The organism is Sporosarcina psychrophila (assembly GCF_001590685.1).
GTDB lineage: Bacteria > Bacillota > Bacilli > Bacillales_A > Planococcaceae > Sporosarcina > Sporosarcina psychrophila.
On record NZ_CP014616.1, the window covers coordinates 1542940 to 1562591 of the forward strand.

At 42.1% G+C, this 19652-nt stretch carries 13 protein-coding genes; 7 read left to right on the top strand and 6 right to left on the bottom strand.

The features are described from left to right. Positions 1 to 86 precede the first annotated feature (86 nt). The 4 genes from AZE41_RS07465 (at position 87) to AZE41_RS07480 (ending at position 5877) form a co-directional block, all read left to right on the top strand. Positions 87 to 2696: a DNA translocase FtsK gene (locus tag AZE41_RS07465; RefSeq protein WP_197485381.1), complete on the top strand. Its 2610-nt coding sequence runs from the start codon at positions 87 to 89 to the stop codon at positions 2694 to 2696. Positions 2697 to 2810: 114 nt separating this feature from the next. Further along, positions 2811 to 4124 (top strand): UDP-N-acetylmuramate--L-alanine ligase, encoded by a 1314-nt coding sequence (gene murC / locus AZE41_RS07470; RefSeq protein ID WP_067207514.1) that lies wholly within the window; start codon positions 2811 to 2813, stop codon positions 4122 to 4124. A gap of 329 nt (positions 4125 to 4453) precedes the next feature. Further along, positions 4454 to 4948: a DUF948 domain-containing protein gene (locus tag AZE41_RS07475; RefSeq protein WP_067207516.1), complete on the top strand. Its 495-nt coding sequence runs from the start codon at positions 4454 to 4456 to the stop codon at positions 4946 to 4948. Between the two features lie 212 nt (positions 4949 to 5160). Next, entirely contained in the window at positions 5161 to 5877 is a 717-nt protein-coding gene (locus AZE41_RS07480; RefSeq protein WP_067207519.1) for a YtxH domain-containing protein, read from the top strand. Positions 5878 to 6590: 713 nt separating this feature from the next. Here the strand turns inward: AZE41_RS07480 and AZE41_RS07485 are convergent. After that, positions 6591 to 8603: a cell division protein FtsA gene (locus AZE41_RS07485; protein WP_231885789.1), complete on the bottom strand. Its 2013-nt coding sequence runs from the start codon at positions 8601 to 8603 to the stop codon at positions 6591 to 6593. Between the two features lie 288 nt (positions 8604 to 8891). Between AZE41_RS07485 and AZE41_RS07490 the strand changes: the two genes are divergently transcribed. After that, the gene (locus tag AZE41_RS07490) at positions 8892 to 9977 is read left to right on the top strand and encodes a bifunctional 3-deoxy-7-phosphoheptulonate synthase/chorismate mutase (protein ID WP_067207524.1); all 1086 of its coding nucleotides are present in this window, start codon (positions 8892 to 8894) and stop codon (positions 9975 to 9977) included. Positions 9978 to 10043: 66 nt separating this feature from the next. On the opposite strand, the gene AZE41_RS23445 is transcribed toward AZE41_RS07490, so the two are convergent. Beyond that, positions 10044 to 10175 (bottom strand): hypothetical protein, encoded by a 132-nt coding sequence (locus AZE41_RS23445; RefSeq protein WP_255428627.1) that lies wholly within the window; start codon positions 10173 to 10175, stop codon positions 10044 to 10046. Positions 10176 to 10619: 444 nt separating this feature from the next. On the opposite strand from AZE41_RS23445, the gene ccpA reads away from it, so the two are divergent. Further along, positions 10620 to 11618: a catabolite control protein A gene (gene ccpA, locus AZE41_RS07495; protein ID WP_067207526.1), complete on the top strand. Its 999-nt coding sequence runs from the start codon at positions 10620 to 10622 to the stop codon at positions 11616 to 11618. A gap of 491 nt (positions 11619 to 12109) precedes the next feature. Here the strand turns inward: ccpA and AZE41_RS07500 are convergent, their stop codons facing one another. Genes AZE41_RS07500 through AZE41_RS07510 form a run of 3 tightly spaced genes read right to left on the bottom strand, consistent with a single transcriptional unit; the run spans position 12110 to position 14569 of the window. After that, positions 12110 to 13276, bottom strand: a complete 1167-nt coding sequence (locus AZE41_RS07500) for an acetoin utilization protein AcuC (RefSeq protein ID WP_067207529.1) — start codon at positions 13274 to 13276, stop codon at positions 12110 to 12112. Continuing rightward, the gene (locus AZE41_RS07505) at positions 13273 to 13920 is read right to left on the bottom strand and encodes an acetoin utilization AcuB family protein (protein WP_067207531.1); all 648 of its coding nucleotides are present in this window, start codon (positions 13918 to 13920) and stop codon (positions 13273 to 13275) included. The genes AZE41_RS07500 and AZE41_RS07505 overlap by 4 nt, the downstream gene beginning before the upstream one ends. 16 nt (positions 13921 to 13936) lie before the next feature. Continuing rightward, positions 13937 to 14569 (bottom strand): GNAT family N-acetyltransferase, encoded by a 633-nt coding sequence (locus tag AZE41_RS07510; RefSeq protein ID WP_067207534.1) that lies wholly within the window; start codon positions 14567 to 14569, stop codon positions 13937 to 13939. Between the two features lie 177 nt (positions 14570 to 14746). Here AZE41_RS07510 and acsA point away from each other — a divergent pair, with 177 nt between their 5' ends. Continuing rightward, entirely contained in the window at positions 14747 to 16465 is a 1719-nt protein-coding gene (gene acsA, locus AZE41_RS07515; protein WP_067207535.1) for an acetate--CoA ligase, read from the top strand. Positions 16466 to 16604: 139 nt separating this feature from the next. Here the strand turns inward: acsA and AZE41_RS07520 are convergent, their stop codons facing one another. Next, the gene (locus tag AZE41_RS07520) at positions 16605 to 19502 is read right to left on the bottom strand and encodes a transglycosylase domain-containing protein (protein WP_067207538.1); all 2898 of its coding nucleotides are present in this window, start codon (positions 19500 to 19502) and stop codon (positions 16605 to 16607) included. Between the last annotated feature and the right edge of the window lie 150 nt (positions 19503 to 19652).

Consider the following 19652-nt stretch of genomic DNA (forward strand, 5'->3'; position numbering starts at 1 on the left):
AAAACGTACCGGTTTGGTACGTTTTTTTGTTTTCATAAATTGATTTGATTTTGTCGTGTCAGTACTGTTAAAATAGAGTGATTGACATGAAAAGAGTGATAGTCTTGAGTTGGTTTAAAACAATAGTAGACCGGTTATTTGGACCGGATGAAGACAATAATAAAGTGGAAACAGAATATGAAAAAACTGAAAATGAAATTGACGAATCATTAAATAAAAATGAAACTAGTAACAACACATCATTTCGCTTTCCGATTATCTCAGATGCAGAAATATATGGTTGGGACGATGAATCTGTTACTGAAGTAGATTATCCGAAATACACAACTAAAAATAAAGATGCGGACGATAATTATGAAACGAAACCACTTTCCGAAAATGCTAAATGGCCAAGTGATAACAGAACAGTCAATATCTTTAGGGCTGATTCATTACAAAAATATGGCGTAAAAGAGAAAGAAAAAAGAAGTTCTTTCTCCTCCACAAAAAAGGCTCTTCAGGAGGAACTTCCACCGAAAGTGAATGTGACGGTACAAAAACGTTCCAGTAAGCCATTTACACCGACCGCAGTACCTTCGCCCGTTCATGGATTTATTAATCCAAGGAGAGAAGTAACGACACCTTTAAAAACGGAAGAAGTGAAGTTGCAGCCACCGGAAGAAAAGGTAGTTGTTACAGAATCACAGTTGACAAAGACGGATGAATTTTATTATGAAAATGAAAAAACGAGTAGTATACCAATTTTGAACGAGGACTTTGTGATTGAAAATGACAGCAGAGAACTCACATCTAGTGAGATAGAGCCGCTAAAAGTTGAAGTCTACGAAACTGAAACGACAGTAACTGAGGACGAAGAGACCGTAGTATTGCCAGATGCCATAGAGCTTTCTAAGGATGAATTTGCTACAATCAAATCACTAGTGATTGAAGAGGACTTTAAGGGAATTATTTCGGATGAAGTGGACCATACTAAGGATGCGTTACCTGATGTAGAGGCTGAAGTAAAAGTAGAGCCCTCTCCAGACATTCCAGAATTGGTAGAACAACAAAGTCAAGTAACAAAAAAAGAACGGACTGTTCCATTCAATGTATTGATGTTGAAGTCCGATAAAGAGAAGCTAAAAGTAGTAGAACCTTTAAGTGTGAAAGTTCCAAATGAAAGCAAAAAAGTAACTATCTCTGAGCCGATAAGTACGAAACCTTTGGTCGACATTCGAGAAGAGGTTTTGGTAGAGACGAAAGAAATAGCTGGCGAAACCTTAGAAGAAGAGGAACCTTATTACGCATTCCCGTCACTGGATTATCTGATCCCCCCTGAATCACAAATCGAAGATACAGAGTGGCTGGAATCGCAATCTGAAAAGCTTGAGGAAGCGTTGTCGCACTTTGCGGTTAAAGCGACCGTTATCGAAGCGATGCAAGGTCCGACAGTCACTCGTTTTGAACTGACTGTCGGAGTGGGGACTAAAGTGAGTAAAGTACGTAATTTAACAGATGACCTAAAATTGGCGCTAGCAGCCGAAGATATTCGTATCCAAGCACCGATTCCCGGAAGAAGTTCCATAGGAATTGAAATTCCAAATCGGAAGACAAGACCTGTTCGGATATCCGAAGTTATTGCGACGGAACAGTTCAGAGCTTCCACGTCTCCCCTTGAGGCTGTGCTTGGATTAAGCCTAACTGGAACACCAGTAACCTTAGATCTCCGCAAGATGCCACATGGTATGATTGCTGGGGCTACAGGTTCAGGTAAATCCGTCTGCATTAACTCGATTTTGGTCAGTTTGCTTTACAAAGCTACACCAACAGACTTGAAAATGATGCTGATTGACCCTAAAATGGTAGAACTTGCACCATTCAACGGCATACCACATCTAATTAGTCCCGTGATTACGGACGTCAAAGCTGCAACTGCTGCACTAAAATGGGCAGTGGCGGAAATGGAAAGACGTTACGAGCTGCTTGCTCATGCAGGTGTGAGGGATATCGAGCGTTACAATAAAGCAGTTGTAGAAAGTCGTCGGTTCTCTTTGAAGATGCCTTATCTTTTAATTGTCATTGATGAACTTGCAGATTTAATGATGATGGCGCCGGCAGATGTCGAAGTATCAATTAGTCGAATTGCACAAAAAGCACGTGCATGCGGTATCCACTTGATCATCGCGACACAGCGTCCTTCTGTCGATGTTATTACAGGTACAATCAAAGCGAATATCCCAACACGAATCGCATTTTCAGTTTCATCACAAATCGATTCTAGGACAATAATTGATTCCCCTGGAGCAGAAAGGCTTCTTGGGAAAGGTGACATGCTATACATTGGAAATGGACAATCTTCTGGCGTTCGACTACAAGGTACATTTGTCACGGATGAGGAAATAGAGCGTATAATAGAACACGTTCGGAATGAGGCAACACCAGATTATTTATTTGGCCAAGAAGACCTTCTTGCAAGTAGTATTGAAGAAGAAGGAGCCGATCCACTTTTTGAAGAGGCTTGTCTCTTTATCCATGAAACAGGCAGTGCATCAACGTCTCTGTTACAACGTAATTTTAGTATCGGATACAATCGAGCCGCCAAACTAATGGATCGAATGGAGAAAAGTGGATTCATCTCAGGGCCGCGGGGAAGTAAGGCACGTGATGTCTTTTTGACAGAAAGTGATCTCGATCGACTTACAGATCGTATAGAATAGTAAGGAGCCTTGCAATGCGGGCTGTAAATCAAAATACTTAACTGATAATTGTAGAGGGAATAAACTAATGATATTTAATTAAGGGGAACAGAAATGATCCCGGGAGGTTGCATTATGACGTTGTTCCATTTTACTGGCATTAAGGGCGCTGGAATGAGTTCGCTCGCCCAAATACTTCACGATTCTGAGAATGAAGTACAAGGTTCAGACGTGGAGAAATGGTTCTTCACAGAAGATCCGCTTCATGAAAGAAAAATAACTGTGTTGAAATTTGATGAAAACAATATTAAATCAGGAATGACAGTTATCGCAGGAAATGCATTTCCTGATAGCCATCCAGAACTTATAAGGGCTAAGGAACTTGGCCTCGAAATTATTCGATACCATGACTTTTTAGGAAAGTATATGGAGAAATTCATATCGATCGGAGTTACAGGCTCACATGGTAAAACATCGACTACGGGTTTGCTTGCTCATGTGTTATCTGGACATTCACCTACTTCCTATTTAATTGGAGATGGTACGGGAAGTGGCCCAGCAGACAGCGAGTACTTTGTATTCGAAGCTTGCGAATATAAAAGACATTTCCTGGCATACGAACCTGACTATGCGATTATGACAAATATCGATTTTGATCATCCAGATTATTTTAAGGATCTAGCGGATGTGATGGACGCATTTGGTGAAATGGCACTCCGGGTGAAGAAAGCCCTAATTGCCTGCGGTGATGATAGACACTTGCAAAAAATTCAGGCCAATGTTCCAGTGCTCTATTACGGATTTGAAGAGTCGAATGATTTTGCTGCGAAAAATATCATCAAAACTGTGGAAGGTTCATCCTTTGATGTTTTTGTAAGGAATGAGTTTTATCATACGTTTACAATACCGCTGGCTGGGGATCATGCAATCTTGAATTCGCTAGGTGTAATTGCGCTCTGTCATTATGAAGGAGTAAAAGCGTCCACTATTCAAGAAAAACTGTCTACTTTTCATGGTGTTAAAAGGCGCTTTACGGTAATGGAAATAGCAGATCGAATTATTGTGGATGACTACGCTCATCACCCTACTGAAATCCAGGCGACATTGCAAACTGCGCAACAGAAATATCCTGACCGTGAAATTGTTGCGATATTCCAACCGCATACATTTACGCGGACCGCTGCCCTTTTGAATGAATTTGCGGAAAGTCTTTCAACTGCTGACCACGTCTATTTATGCGATATATTCGGGTCCGCACGTGAAAAGGCAGGTATTTTAACCATTAATGACTTGATTAATATAATTCCGGGTGCAAAGCATCTTGATCTAGATGATAATAAATCACTTGAATCTCATGGAAACGCAGTATACCTCTTTATGGGGGCAGGCGATGTTCAGAAATACATGAGCGCATTCAAGTCTTACCTTGATAAAGAAGAAACGGTTTAACAGGACACTATATAAGTTGAATGTATAGCATAGTTATATAAACAGCGAAGCCATCCCCTTGAGCCGCAACGAATTCGTTGAAATTCTTTATATCAACATATATATGAATTAAAAACAGCTTGACCCTGGACGGGAAAGATTTAACTTGATCCAGGGCTAGCTGTTTTTTCGTTTTGGGAATGAATAAGTTGTCACAAAAAATAAAATGAATTCTAGTTTGATGAAGGAAAATGAAGACTAATGTCGAAGAAGTAATAATGTGTATAACGTTTATTTTACCTTTGACAAGGGTAGACAATGTTATATGAGTATTTGAAGGAGGCAGTACCGTGGAGAATTTACTGTACATAGCGGCAATTGTCGCTGCAATCGCATTTTTGATTTTATGCATTAGTTTAGCGAGGACCCTATCCTCATTGAAGAACACATTACACAGTGTTTCTGGAACAATGGAAGGGTTGACAACTCAACTTGAAGGGGTAACAACGGAAACAACAGAACTTCTTCATAAAACAAATCAACTTGCAGAAGACATTCAGCAGAAAGCCGAAAAACTGAACACTGTTGTCGAAGCTGTGAAAGGCGTAGGCGAGTCTGTCACAGTACTCAATTCCTCCGTTAGAAGGGTTTCCAGCAATATCGCTACAGAGGCAGAACGGAACAGTGACAAGATTGCACAAATCGTTCAATGGAGCAATGTGGTTATCGATATAATGGGTAAAGTAAAGGAACGGAAGACAGGTAAGGCAAGCGCGAAAGGGTGGACTGTTTACAAGCCAGTACCAGGCCAAAAGAGATTGCCTAGCCCGAATAAAGGCAGATAAATAGAACTTAAATATGAAGTATTTAAGTTGAATATATAAATGCGTGTTTAAATTACGTGAAGGCGCCATAATTGGGGTAACCGAAAGCCCTAAGACTGTGGTGAAAGCTGCCTGGCTTAGGGCGAGAGGCATCTTCTAGCGTCGTAGCGGATACAATAGGATTCATTATTTCAACATATATATATAGACTTAAAAAACAGGAGGAATTGGATATGAGTGAAGAAAACAAAGTGAAATCAAATAATAATGACCCACAATACAACCAGGGTGGTCAAGGTTATGAAAATGCGTATGGCCAACCATCATACCTACCGACAAATTATGATTATAACAAGGACTATACAGATTCTTTCTATGCTGAAAATGAAAGTTCAGGAGCGGGAAGCTTCTTAATGGGTGCACTTGTGGGAGGAGTTATCGGAGCAGCTGCGGCACTATTCTTGGCACCAAAAACGGGTAGTGAAATGCGAGGAAACCTTACAACTCAAGCAACTCAACTGAAAGATAAGAGTATTGAAATCAGTTCTGTTGCGAAGGAAAAAGCTACAGAGCTAACTTCGGTCGCAAAAGAGAAGACTGGTGAATTATCGAAAACAATCCAAGAACAGTCTGGACAACTTGTCGATAAAGTGAAATCGATGAAATCGAAAACATCTATGCCGATGGATGATGGAACAGCATCTTCTGAAGGCGAAGAGTCTATTGATTTCGTTGATACAGCTAAATCCAAAGTTGAAAATACTATTGAGGCTGGAGAAGAAAGTATTACAGCTACTGCAGAAGCTGTAAAAAAAGCAGTCGTGGGAAAAGCTAATAATGCTGAGAAAGCTACAACTGGCAATAGTGATGTCTCTTATGGTAATAGCGAGAACCTTGGTAAAGATAAAATAACTAACCAGAACTATGTGTCAGACATTCTTGAAAAATAAAAAGTAATAGAAAAAAGTCCGTCTACTCAAATATGAGTAGATGGACTTTTTTTAAAGGTAAGCAAGTATAAATGTTCCTACCAAGGCGTTTCCGCTTTTCTTGTTGTCTAGCTCCAGGCGCCAGCCCCTCGAGTCGCTTCGGTCTTGCAGAAAAGGCAAAGTACGCCTTTATCTACAAGACCTCCAGCGCTTGTCGGGTCTAACCGGCGTCTTCCGCTTTTCTTGTTGTCTATCTCCAGGCGCCAGCCCCTCGAGTCGCTTCGGTCTTGCAAAAAAGGCAAAGTACGCCTTTATCTACAAGACCTCCAGCGCTTGTCGGGGCTAACCGGCATCTTCCGCTTTTCTTGTTGTCTAGCTCCAGGCGCCAGCCCCTCGAGTCGCTTCAGTCTTGCAGAAAAGGCAAAGAGCGCCTTTATCTTCAAGACCACCAGCGCTTGTCGGGGCTAACCGGCGTCTTCCGCTTTTCTTAGTGTCTAGACTTCAGCGCCTAGCCCCTCGAGTCGCTTAGGACCTCAAGTTAAAGGCAAAGAGCGCCTTTATCTTAAGGTCCTTCAGCGCTTGTCGGGTCTCCCAAGGCGCTTCCGCTTTTCTTATTGTCTAGACTTCAGACGCCAGCCCCTCGAGTCGCTTCGGTCTTGCAGAAAAGGCAAAGAGCGCCTTTATCTACAAGACCTCCAGCGCTTGTCGGGGCTAACCGGCGTCTTCCGCTTTTCTTACGTAAAACTAATTTCAAGTCTGTCGCCGCCGAAAATAGCATCGTTGAATCCGATTGGTGTGTCGTTTCGAAGCAGTTTATAATTACTTGATGGGTTTTCGGGTAAACTATAATCTGTAAACGCAAAGATGTCGCCAAAAGTAATAGGACTTTCACTTAGTGATACAAAATCAAGATGATCCCCAGGTTTTACAATGGCAGATACTTCAGCACTATGCCCGTTTAAAGTAAAGGTAAGACGTGGTTTTTGAATTGTGACGGGTTCATTGTTGAATAGTACTGTTAGTTTATCGAACGCCTTTTTACCTATCTCAGCTACAACTTCATCTATGGTAGGGAATGGCGGTTTTTGGGTTGTAATTCGGTCTCCATCTTTCAGTACGTGCGATGGCTGCACCGAAGTCCCCATGATGAAGAACTCGTTGTTCTTTTTTTTCAAGGTGACCGTTCTTTTATTGACGGATACTGTGAAAAGATTGTCCTTTAAAAGGTCATTTCGATGTGCTTTTTCAAATACTGCCGCGACTGTCTTGGTGTGTGAAACTGTGATTTTATCACGGTCTTGTATCGATGTATCGATGCTTTTTAGAATTCCATTAATATGAATAAGGGGCTCCAATTGCACGGCAACTCCGTCCAACATTGCACTGATGGCTCTCATATCCTCAACAAGGTCACGCACAGTCGCTATTGCGTTAGTACCATCACTGCCGGGAAGTAAGTTGATTGTATCTCCATTTTTAATGCAGTCTTTTGTACTTGCTTTTACCCCATTTAATAGGATTGTTGAGGGGGTACCATGTTCTCCTGGTATTATTATATCATTGTCATTTACTGTTATCGTCATTCCAAGTCCGGGCATACCGTATAGTTGACGGGCTTTAATGTTTGCTGCAAGGAGTGCATCACTGACGGTCATCTCTTTTAATTCGAAGAGTCGTAGCACCTTGTCATTTACGGACACGGACATATAATGAATCGGCGCTCTTCTTGCTGCGATAGCGATACCGATTGGTGTGACGAGTTCTGGCGATGAAGCTATACCGGGTTCCAATGTAATTCCCGAGAGAGCATCCAACCCACGAATACCTACCCTGTTTTCGGGTAGTCCTAGGCATATACTAATTTCTTTTGTCAGCCCCGGCGTTAAACTACCGCCGCCAACAACCATGACTGCTTTAGGGGAAACTCCATTGTTCAGGCGCTTGATTTCATCCGAAATGGATTTGGCAAGCCGATCTACAGCAGGTTTAATAATAGCGGTTACATCACTTGAAGCAACATTATCTTCAAAGCCGAGAATGTCTGTCATGACAATTGTATCTTCTGTTGTAATACTTCTTTTTGCAGTCTCAGCAAGTTGGAAGTCAAGGAGATAATGGTTGCTGAGTGCTTCTGTAATTTCATCACCTGCAAGTGGCACCATTCCGTAAGCCACAACGGTGTTGTTATCGGTAATAGCTATATCTGATGTCCCTGCACCTATATCGACAAGCGCGACGTTTAGGCGTCTCATGGATGGTGGGATTAGGACGTTGATAGCTGCAATCGGTTCCAGTGTCAGGGCTTCCATTTCGAGTCCTGCACGTTTGAGCGCAGAAAGAAGTGATTCGACGACGACTCGAGGAAGGAATGTCGCGATGACGTCAACAGAAGCAGACCGTCCAGCCTGATCAATCAGGCTACCTATTTCATCACCTTCAAGTTTATAGTAAAGAACGGAATAACCGACACAATAATAATAGTCGTCTTTTGTCACTGTATCGGAGGACAGCAGTTTTTGCTGGGCTTGTTGGACTGCTGCAAGTTCTAAACGATTGACGTCTTCGTCAGCAATGAGGGACCTTTCTGAAATATCGATAGCCATTGACCCTTCCGATGTTTTCAATGCACGACCTGCGGCAGCAACACTGACCCGTTTCAAAGGACCGTGCTTTTCCTCAAGAATTCCTTTGATTTCTAAAATGACGTTTGCAACACTTAAAATGTTATGTATTTGTCCGTCAATCATTGAACGTTCCTTATGTTCAATCGAAACAAGATCAGCAACATGAAAAATACCATTGTCTTCAATCAGGATGATTCCAACGACAGAACGCGTCCCGATGTCGAGTGCAAATAGTGTAGTAGCCAGAATTATTCATCCTTTCTGTCGATAAATGTCCCGTATTTAAAAGAATAAGTAGAAATAACGTGACTTTTCAAATAGTCTTCTTTATACTTAGGTCTATTATCAAAAATGTAACATATATTCTTCTCTACTGAAAGAGAATTATATATACGGGGAGGAGACGGACAGATGAGACAAAATGATTTAGATGAATTGCGCGGCCGTGTAAACGAGCTGAATGGTAAAGTTTTGGATCTTATTAACGAAAGAACAACTGTGGTCCAAGAAATTGGTAAAGTAAAAGAAAAGCAGGGTGTTAATCGGTATGATCCGATTCGCGAACGTGAAATGCTTAACTTCTTAAAAGAATCTAACAACGGTCCGTTACCTAATGGAGTACTTGAACAGATTTTTAAAGGAATATTCATGTCTGCACTTGAGATACAAGAAGACGACCAACGCAATGCTTTGCTTGTTTCCCGTAAGAGAAAAGCCGAAGATACGATTGTCGACATTAATGGCCATAAAATTGGGGACGGAACACCGTCATTCATTTACGGTCCATGTGCAGTCGAATCATATGAGCAGGTTTTAGCTGTTGCATTGTCCATCAAAGCAAAAGGGTTAACGATGATAAGAGGAGGAGCTTACAAACCTCGTACATCGCCATATGATTTCCAAGGTCTCGGCCTTGAAGGTTTGAAAATACTTAAACGAGTTGCTGATGAAACAGGTCTTTCAGTTGTTACGGAAATTATTACGCCGTCACATCTCGAAGAAGCGCTTGAATATATCGATGTAGTTCAGATTGGCGCACGTAACATGCAAAACTTCGAATTGTTGAAAGAAGCTGGAATGATTAATAAACCAGTTCTTCTAAAACGTGGACTTGCAGCGACAATCGATGAATTCATTCATGCAGCTGAATATATACTCTCTAAAGGTAATAGCCAGATCATCCTTTGTGAACGTGGTATCCGTACATATGAACGGGCAACTCGCAACACATTAGATATCTCTGCCGTTCCAATCTTGAAGCAGGAGACGCATCTTCCGGTCTTCGTTGACGTAACACACTCAACAGGTAGAAAAGATTTGTTACTACCTACAGCGAAAGCTGCGATAGCAGTTGGGGCGGATGGCGTAATGGCTGAAGTGCACCCAGATCCAGCTGTTGCATTATCCGATTCTGCACAACAGATGGATCTGCAACAATTTGATGAATTTTATGACGCAATTAACCAATTCATGAACACGCACACAACAATCTCATGAGTAGACGCCGGGCCTATAATGGTTCCGGCGTTTTGATTACATAGGTCACATCTGTTGATTAAACATCTACTTGCATAATACACTGGTAAGAAAGGCTTGAAAATCATCATTTTCACTGGACCATTTCCGGCTCGCTTGCGGCGAAATAATCATGATACCTTTACCGAGGACAGGAGTGGCTAGAAATGACTTCGTCATTCTTAGCCACTCCCTTTGGGAAGGAATTGCAATTCATTCCTCCATGGTCATCTTGTCACGAATATTTCCTTTGCTGAAAAAAGACAAAACAATGGGGAAGGCCTCAGCCGCCAAAATTGTATCTTTGGAGGCTTTTCTCTAGATAAGAAGCGACTTTTTCTTTCGTCCTGAAAAGCTTTAGTGCTTTGTGTACATATGCCTTTGGGGAGCGACGGGTGAACGATAACCATACGATTACCGGAAAAATGTATATGAATGCGACTTTATGGCTTCCATATACATCAAGATATCCCGGTAATCATATAAGAGTCATTAAACCAAAGAAATCCAAACGTAACTGTACACGAGCGCCTAGTATTTGATTGAGTTATTTACTCGTTAAATTTGGTTAATCAACACATGTGACATAAGGTATAATGAATGTATATAGAAGGAGGAATTTTAATGGCTATAACGATTTACGACGTAGCCAGGGAGGCTAATGTTTCAATGGCAACGGTCTCCCGTGTCGTTAACGGCAATCAAAATGTAAAACCTGCAACGAGAAAGAAAGTTCTCGACTGCATTGAACGGCTTGGCTATCGACCGAACGCAGTTGCGAGAGGTCTGGCTAGTAAGAAGACGACAACAATCGGAGTCATCGTTCCTGATATCTCGAAAAGTTTCTACTCGGAGCTTTCCCGTGGAATAGCGGACGTTGCGACGATGTACGAATATAATATGATCCTGTCGAACTCCGATGAGAGCACAGACCGAGAAGTAGAATTAATAGAAGACCATCTCGGTAAACAGGTGGACGGGCTCATCTTTATGAGTGATTCGATTTCTGATGAAGTTCGTGCCGGAATGTCCACAGCGAATGTTCCGATCGTTTTGGCTGGAACGTTGGACGTGGAAAAACAATTAGCAACGGTGAATATTGATTATGAAGAAGCTGCTTATGTGGCGGTCAATAAATTAATTCGAAATGGTCATACGAAAATCGTGTTTGTTTCGGGGCCATTTACAAGAGATATCAACCGTATCAGTAAAAAAGTGGGATACATGAGAGCCCTCCAAGATGCGGATATTCCAGTCGATGAGCAGTTTGTCATTGAAATGGAAGATACGTACGATGGTGCATATGAGGGCTGGAAACAAATCCGTGAATTGCAGGGTCAACCAACTGCCATCATTGCAGGAAGTGATGCGATTGCTGTCGGTTTGTTGAATGGAATTAGGGATGGAGGACTATCTGTACCTGAAGATTACGAACTCATCTGTTTTGAACATTCAATTTTGGCAAGGGTAGTAAGACCGCAACTCACTTCTATTGTCGTTCCGCTCTATGATTTGGGTGCAGTGTCAATGCGTCTGTTGACGAAATTGATGAATGGGGAAGAGGTTGAAGAGCAACAGGTCATTTTACCTTTCCGGCTTGAAGAACGTAAATCTATGAAATGAAAAAAGAGCAATCTTATCAATCGGATATATCCGGCTGAAGGGGATTGCTCTTTTTGAGGAATAATACTGCTATTTGTCACGTCTGTTGAATAACCAAAGTAACCAGCAAGTAACTTGATCACACACTGGCTGCGACGTGTATAGTTGCATTTGGATTGCTTTGGATTGGAATTGACTTCTATTACGATTACCGGATGTCTGGATGCGTAGGGTAGTCCTTCATCCGTCGTTCTTCAACTACATAAGTACACGAAGTGCATTTAGAGCTTTTTAGGACGAAAGAATAGCTGGCTTCTTAACTAGAGAAAAGCCGCCAAAGATGCAATTTTGGTGGCCGAAACTTTCTATAGGGTTTTCTCTTTTTTATTAAAGAAGTGTCACTTCTAGCCATACATGCCTCTCGGTAAAAATGTCACGAATATTTCGCCGAAAGCGAGCCGGAAATGGTCCAGTGAAAATGGGGGATATCAAGCCAGTCTCACCAGACGTGGTTATTTGTCAATTTTTTCGTTGCGGATCATATGTAAGGCTCGGCTAAGCATCTGTGCATTTTTCTCGTTGATTTCATCTTTTCGTGGAATAGGTTCGTATAGTGGTACAGGATCCTCCCAAGTCGGAATAAGTGTAACGGGAGACTGCTCCTGCCACGTTGATAACCAGTCCTCTGGCAGTGGACCAGTAGGTGTAGGGATATTTTTCATCGCCAGCCAAATATGAGCCCAAGCCCTTGGGACAACGCGCCAGATATCATATCCGCCACCACCGACGGCTATCCAGCGGCCTTCGCAATATTGCTCTGCAATTTCGCGTGCAACCCGAGGGATTTCTTTATAAATATCCATTGTTCCATAAAGGTGGGTTAAGGGATCGAAATAATGCGCATCTGCACCATTTTGTGTCAAGATGACATCGGGTTTGAAAAATTCAGTCACTTCTTTTATGGCTGTTTTATAAACAGAAAGGAATGACTCATCCTCTGTAAAAGCGTCAATCGGGAAATTAAAGGAAGTCCCATAGCCAGAACCATTGCCGCGTTCGGTTATACTTCCGGTTCCAGGGAACAGATAACGCCCAGTTTCATGGATGGACAGTGTACAGACTGTAGGGTCATCGTAGAAGCTCCATTGAACGCCATCTCCATGATGAGCGTCTGTATCGATATAAAGAACGCGTGCCCCGTACTTTTTTTGTAAGTACTTTATGGCAACTGAACTGTCATTATATACACAAAAGCCGGAAGCACGTCCATGAAATCCATGATGCAGACCTCCGCCTAGGTTCAATGCATACTTAGAGCGTCCTTGCATCACTTCATCTACCGCAGTCAATGTACCGCCGACCAGCATAGCACTGGCTTCATGCATATTCGGGAAAATTGGCGTATCCTCTGTACCGATACCGTAAATGCTACCAACATCCTCAGTTAGTTCACCTTTACCAGCCTTTTTTACTATTTCAATAAATTTTTTATCATGAGCGAGAAGTAATTCTTCGTCTGTTGCCATGCGAGGGGCGATGATATCGCTATCTTGAATGGCCCCAGATTTCTTTAAAAGGTCGAGAGTCAAGAGAATTCTTTTTTGGTTAAATGGATGTGAATCTGAAAAAGAGTATCCAAGTTGTTCTTCTGAAAAGATGAAAACGGCATCTTTTTTCATACGTCAATGCCCGGGACATTTGGCCAAAGGACCTCAAATCCGCTTACCTTTAATCCCTCAATAATTTTGAGAGGATTCATTGAGTTAATCCGGATGACAAGAATTTTATTTGCTTCGTTCTCTTTATCGGGATAGACGAGCACACTCAAAACGTTTAATTTCTGCTCGTGGAAAACTTTGGATACTTCGAAAAGGATTCCAGGTGTATTAGGAACCCGTACTTCTATTTGTGAGCCAGGTTGATGTGCGCCCGTTAATTCAATATATTTGTAAAGTAAATCCGTTTCAGTGATGATTCCAACTAATTTTTTATTGGACACTATTGGCAGTGAACCGATTTTATTATCATAAAATAGTACCGCTGCTTCTTCAACAAAGTCCATTGGATGTCCGGTAATCGGATTTTTCGTCATCACTTCAGAAAGTAAAGTATCATATGGGCTACTGTCTTTTATTTCGGAAATGGACGAGGGAACAACTTCTTTCAAGTCTCGGTCTGTCACGATGCCGACTACTATGCCATCCATAGATAGGATTGGCAAGTGGCGAATTTTTCTATCCCGCATGGCGTCAAGTGCATCTTTTACCGTATTTTCTGGTGATAGGGTTAGAACATCTTTTATCATTATTTCTTCAATTAGCATCTGATTTATCCTCCCTTCAATACATGAACCGGTTCATGAACCGGAGACTGTCAAATTGCTGGACGGTATCTTGATTAATTCTTTTGCCGATTCGTGCCATTAGGCAATTGGCTGGGTGAGAACTTATTTCAGGATCATCGGTTGCGTAATATTCCAGACCTCCGGCATTCATCATCTTCTCCATTACTTTTCTATACTCCCAAACGTTGAGTTTCGTACCCTTCAAGTCCCAGTGCCAGTAATATTCAGTCGTCAGGATAATATAATCTTCCATTGCATCGTCCATCATGGAAACGCGTAAAAGTGACTTGCCAACCCCGCCGGCCCTGAACTTTGGAATAACTTCAATTGCTCCAAGTTCGATTAAATTTTCTATACTTCCTTGCGACCATCGCTCCAGAGGGTCGGGATACAAATAAGTTACGTAGCCCACAATTTCATTTGAATCGCGAACGATTAAAATACGACCTTCTGGGAGTCCTGCAATTTCAATGAGTGCCTTGTGTTGTTGTGCGGGAGGTCTGAATGCAACAAGATCCTCGTGAAAATCAAGGCTAGCAAGGTAATCGGCAGTAATGGGCCCCTCGATAACGATGTCTCCATTCTTATGTTTTATCTCCATTGCGTTATATGTTTTTATATGTTCCAATATGATCACCTCCGTATTTGATATAAACCTACTACCTAGTATACAACAATATGGATAAATAAAAGCCTGTTGATTACTACAAATTTAAAACTGTTGGAAAAATATAATTAATTAGACAACTAGGTTTGGATTGAGGTAGAATGATAGTTATATTGTATTCTTGAAAGGGTGAAATGAATGGTAATGAAAACATTGCCCGCAGTTCATGGGGATTATCAGTTAGCAGATTATGATCGTACAGCCGCAGAATTTAAATGGACGGATGTAGAAAAAGACTTCAGCTGGTTTGAAAGCGGACTCATGAATATTGCTCATGAAGCGGTAGATCGCCATGCGGATTCTTATCGAAAAAACAAGGTTGCACTTTATTATAAGGACGCTAATCGAAAAGAAAGCTATACGTATAATGAAATGAAAAAGATGTCAAATAAAGCTGCAAACGTATTGCGCAATCAGTCGCCGCTCGAAAAAGGGGACCGGATTTTCATCTTTATGCCTCGCTCACCGGAATTGTATTTCTCATTTTTGGGCGCGTTGAAGCTGGGTGCTATTGTTGGACCGCTTTTCGAAGCATTCATGGAAGGTGCTGTCTATGACAGATTGTCTGATAGTGAGGCAACTGCAATCATCACGACACCTGAACTTCTTGAACGAGTGCCTGTTGACAAATTACCACACCTGAAGACAATCTTTATTGTAGGAGAAAATGTGGTGGAAGAAGGTCTTATTGTCGACTTTAACAAGCATATGGCAGATGCTTCCCAGTACTTCCAAGTTGAATGGATGGATAAAGAAGACCCAACACTTCTACATTACACTTCAGGTTCAACAGGAAAGCCGAAAGGCATCGTACATGTACAGGAAGCGATGGTACAGCAACTGCAGACAACACGGTGGGTACTCGATCTAAAAGATGAGGACATCTTCTGGTGTACAGCGGATCCAGGTTGGGTGACAGGCACAGCTTATGGTATTTTCGGACCAATGCTTGCCGGGGCAACTAGCTTGATTCTTGGCGGCAGATTTTCGGCAGATGCTTGGTATGGAGCGATAGAGGAATATGGTGTCACGGTTTGGTATAGTGCGCCAACCGCATTCCGGATGCTTATGGGAGTTGGGGAAGGGCCACTAAGCAAGTTTGATCTTTCTTCACTGCGCCATATTCTTTCCGTGGGTGAACCACTTAATCCCGAAGTAATCCGTTGGGGATCTGAAGCGTTTAAATTGCGAATTCATGACACATGGTGGATGACAGAAACAGGTGCACAAACAATCTGTAATTTCGGATGTCTGCCAATTAAACCTGGATCAATGGGCAAGCCGGTTCCCGGTATTGAAGCAGCCATCGTTGATGATCAAGGAAACGTATTACCTCCAAATCATATGGGTAACTTAGCTATTAAAAAAGGATGGCCTGCAATGATGCGGCAAGTTTGGAATAATCCTGAAAAATATGCATCTACCTTTATCAATGATGAGTGGTATGTTTCGGGTGATTCAGCATACATCGACGAGGACGGATATTTCTTTTTCCAGGGCCGAGTCGATGATGTGATTATGACGAGTGGAGAGCGCGTAGGACCATTCGAAGTGGAAAGTAAACTGCTTGAGCATCCCGCGATTGTTGAAGCTGGGGTTATAGGTAAACCTGACCCAGTTCGTGGCGAAATTATAAAAGCATTTGTATCGCTTCATGAAGGAATTGAGCCGACAGATGAATTAAAAGAAGAAATTCGACAATTTGTTAAAAAAGGGCTGGCCGCACATGCTGCTCCACGTGAAATTGAATTCAAAGATAAATTACCGAAAACACGAAGTGGAAAAATTATGCGTCGTGTGTTAAAAGCTTGGGAACTGAATTTGCCGACAGGTGATTTGTCGACAATGGAAGACTAACATTGAGTAACTAATAAAAACACAAGGACACAAGGCGCCTGGAGCTAGACACTATTCTAAGTCGAAAAAACTTATACTTTCTTAGCATTCAAAAAAGAGCCTGTCCGCTATTGATAGCGGACAGGCTCTTTTTCCTATTTCATTCCCCAGTTTCATCGTCTCCACTTGTAGGAGGCGGGGTACCACCGTCGTTCCCATCCTCAGTTACAGGAGGTGGTGTAACAGGTGGTACGTTTTCCGTTGGAGGTGTTTCGATAACTTCCTCTTCAGGCTCAGGCGCCGCAATGGTGACTGCATTGGAGCCATTTGAAAGTCTTCCGGTAATGTCGACAGCCTTGACTGAGTATGAGCCAGAACCGACTGTAAATGTATTCGAAGAACCGTCTCTTATTGTTCCGATTTTAACATTATTATCATAAACATAGTACCCAATAACATCGTTGGAAGGTGAATTGCCCCATGTTATTGTCGTTCCATTTAAACTAACATTTACTGGTGCAGGAGCGACATCATCTGCATTAAATATAGCTCCCGACACGACATGAGATGCGAAAGCGGAGTTCGCTGGGAACAATTTTGAAGCATCTCCTCCCCACGGTCCGAGCATTCGGTCGATGAACACTTGGTTAACGCCTGTGCCACCTGATGACACGAATTCGCTTGGTGTTGATGGAAGTGCAAGGTACCTCGTCCCTTTAACAGATACATAAGAAGAAGAGGTAATGCTATCATCCGGTTTTGTTGGTAACATCACTTTTGCGTTGAATAAATCCGTTTTAACGAGCCCTGCAGACGAACATGCAGCAGAGGGAGCAAGCCCAGAAATACCGCAGAACGATTTTTCAACGACACCGTCAGGACGACTGAATTTTGCAGAGGCTCCGACTATTTCTGGTGTGACTTCGTTCGCAGCATTCATAATACGGGCGAAAAGCATACTTGTCCTTGTAGTAGGATGCAATGTTTGCTTTTCGAGTCCGTAATAGAGACTTCGTGTTCGGTCTTTGTATCCGAGCCAAACACCAAGAGACACATTTGGGTTGTATCCAACAAGCCAAGCGTCACCGTAACCTTGTGTTGTTCCCGTTTTGGCAGCAAGATCTGTAGTGAATTTCATGTTTTGCGTTACTTGCGAGCCAGTGCCGCCCGTTTTTACAACATCACGTAACATATCAGTAACAATATAACTCGTTTCAGGGCTGAAAACATCGACAGGTTCAATTTCATGTTGATAGACGATATTGCCATCCATATCTTCGATTTTTTCGACGATGTATGCGTCTATGAACTGCCCACCATTCGCAAATGTTGCAAATGCATTCGTGTTTTCCTCAACACTCATTCCGACCGTCATGCCCCCGTATGAAGTAGAGGGATTGACATAGTCTCCTGGGAGAAGTTTTGAAATACCCATCTTGTCGAGGAATTCGGCAGGCCGTCGATCAAGGATGTCGCGATATAATCTTGCTGTTGCCAAGTTCAATGACTTGGAGAGTGCTTCCCTTGCAGGGATGATTCCATATTCCATCGATTTTGTATAGTTGCTAGGTGTCCACATAGAGCCATTCGCTTGTTTGACACTGAATTTAACATCGACGACGGGACTTCCAGCCCCGATGACGCCATATTCAATAGCAGGTGCATAAACGAGAAGTGGCTTCATGGCAGATCCATTCTGTCTGAATGCTTGTGTAGCATGATTAAGCGCTTGGTGTTCATGTCCACGGCCGCCGATGAAGGATAAGATTTTACCAGTGCTATTTTCGATCATAATAGCCCCGACTTGGACTGGATCCTCCGCGAATTCGACCTCGCCGGAATGAGAATCTTTTACTTCGCGTGTATAGGTAAATCCGTAACTTTCGAAATCATTACCGACTTCATTCATCTTGTCATATAGATCTTTATTAACGGTAGAGTAAATTCTATAGCCATCATTTTTCATTGAACGCGTCGCAAGTATTGAATATTTTTCTCGTAATTTATCTTCTTGTTCAAGACGTTCGGCATCGACTCCGTCTTTTTCCGCAATAATTTCCGCGAGGATATCGACCGTGCGATTCTGAATTTCTTGCGTCAAATAAGGATATCTTTCATTCGCGCGCATGACGGGTTCACGGAAATCCTTTGTAATATCATAGACGATTGCTTCATTGTACTGCTGTTCAGTTATGTAACCAGTTTCCTTCATCCTGAAAAGAACTGTCTTCATCCGATTGATTCCCGGCTGTAAGAATTCTTGTTCTTTCAATCCGCCACCACTTTTAAAAGGGGTATAAGCGAAAGGGGCCTGAGGAAGTCCAGCTATGAAGGCGGCTTGTGGTAAATTCAATTTCGCTGCTTTTAAAGCGAAAATACCACCAGCTGCAGTTTCAATACCTGCAATGTTTTGCCCATTTGAATTACGGCCGTATGGAATAATGTTCAAGTAAGCTTCGAGAATTTCATCTTTTGTCATGAAATGCTCAATTCTCATTGCCAGTAGCATTTCTTTCGCTTTTCGTTCGTATGACACTTCGTTGGTTAAAATTTGGTTCTTAATAAGTTGTTGTGTCAAAGTCGAACCGCCAGTTTGGTTATCGGAGTTCGTTACATCCTGTAATAGTCCGCGGAAAATCGCTTTTGGGACAATGCCCTCATGCTGTGCGAAATACTCATCCTCTGTGGCGAATACTGCATCAATAACGAAAGGGGATACACTTTCGAGTTTCGTCTCTTTCCGTTCTATATCAGAGTTAACTTTACCGATATAGATATTGCCGGCGAGATAAAGTTCGGACGTTTCTTCGTAGGTGAAGATTGCATCCCGCATTTCTTGCTTTGAACGAAGCGGTTCTTTGGCTACCAATGAAGCAAAATAGCCTGCTCCGACTGAACCGGCAAACACTACCAGTGTCAAACCTACTACAATGAATAGAAGAAAAAGGTTCCAGGTGACGCCTGAGGTGATGCGCATCCCTTTAGCCCATTTAGTTTTAGTCATTGTTTCAAGTTTCTCTTCTATTAGATCAATACGATTCTTTTGATGTTTACTCACTTAAATCAACCTCCTGAAATCTTACCTATTATAGCACATTTCCATAAATGCCAATCGATAATATTTGACAACTTTTGAATATCGGTTAGAATTACTGATACATATACTTTCACATGTTGAATGAGTCGAAGTAGTGGTTGGGGAACCGTT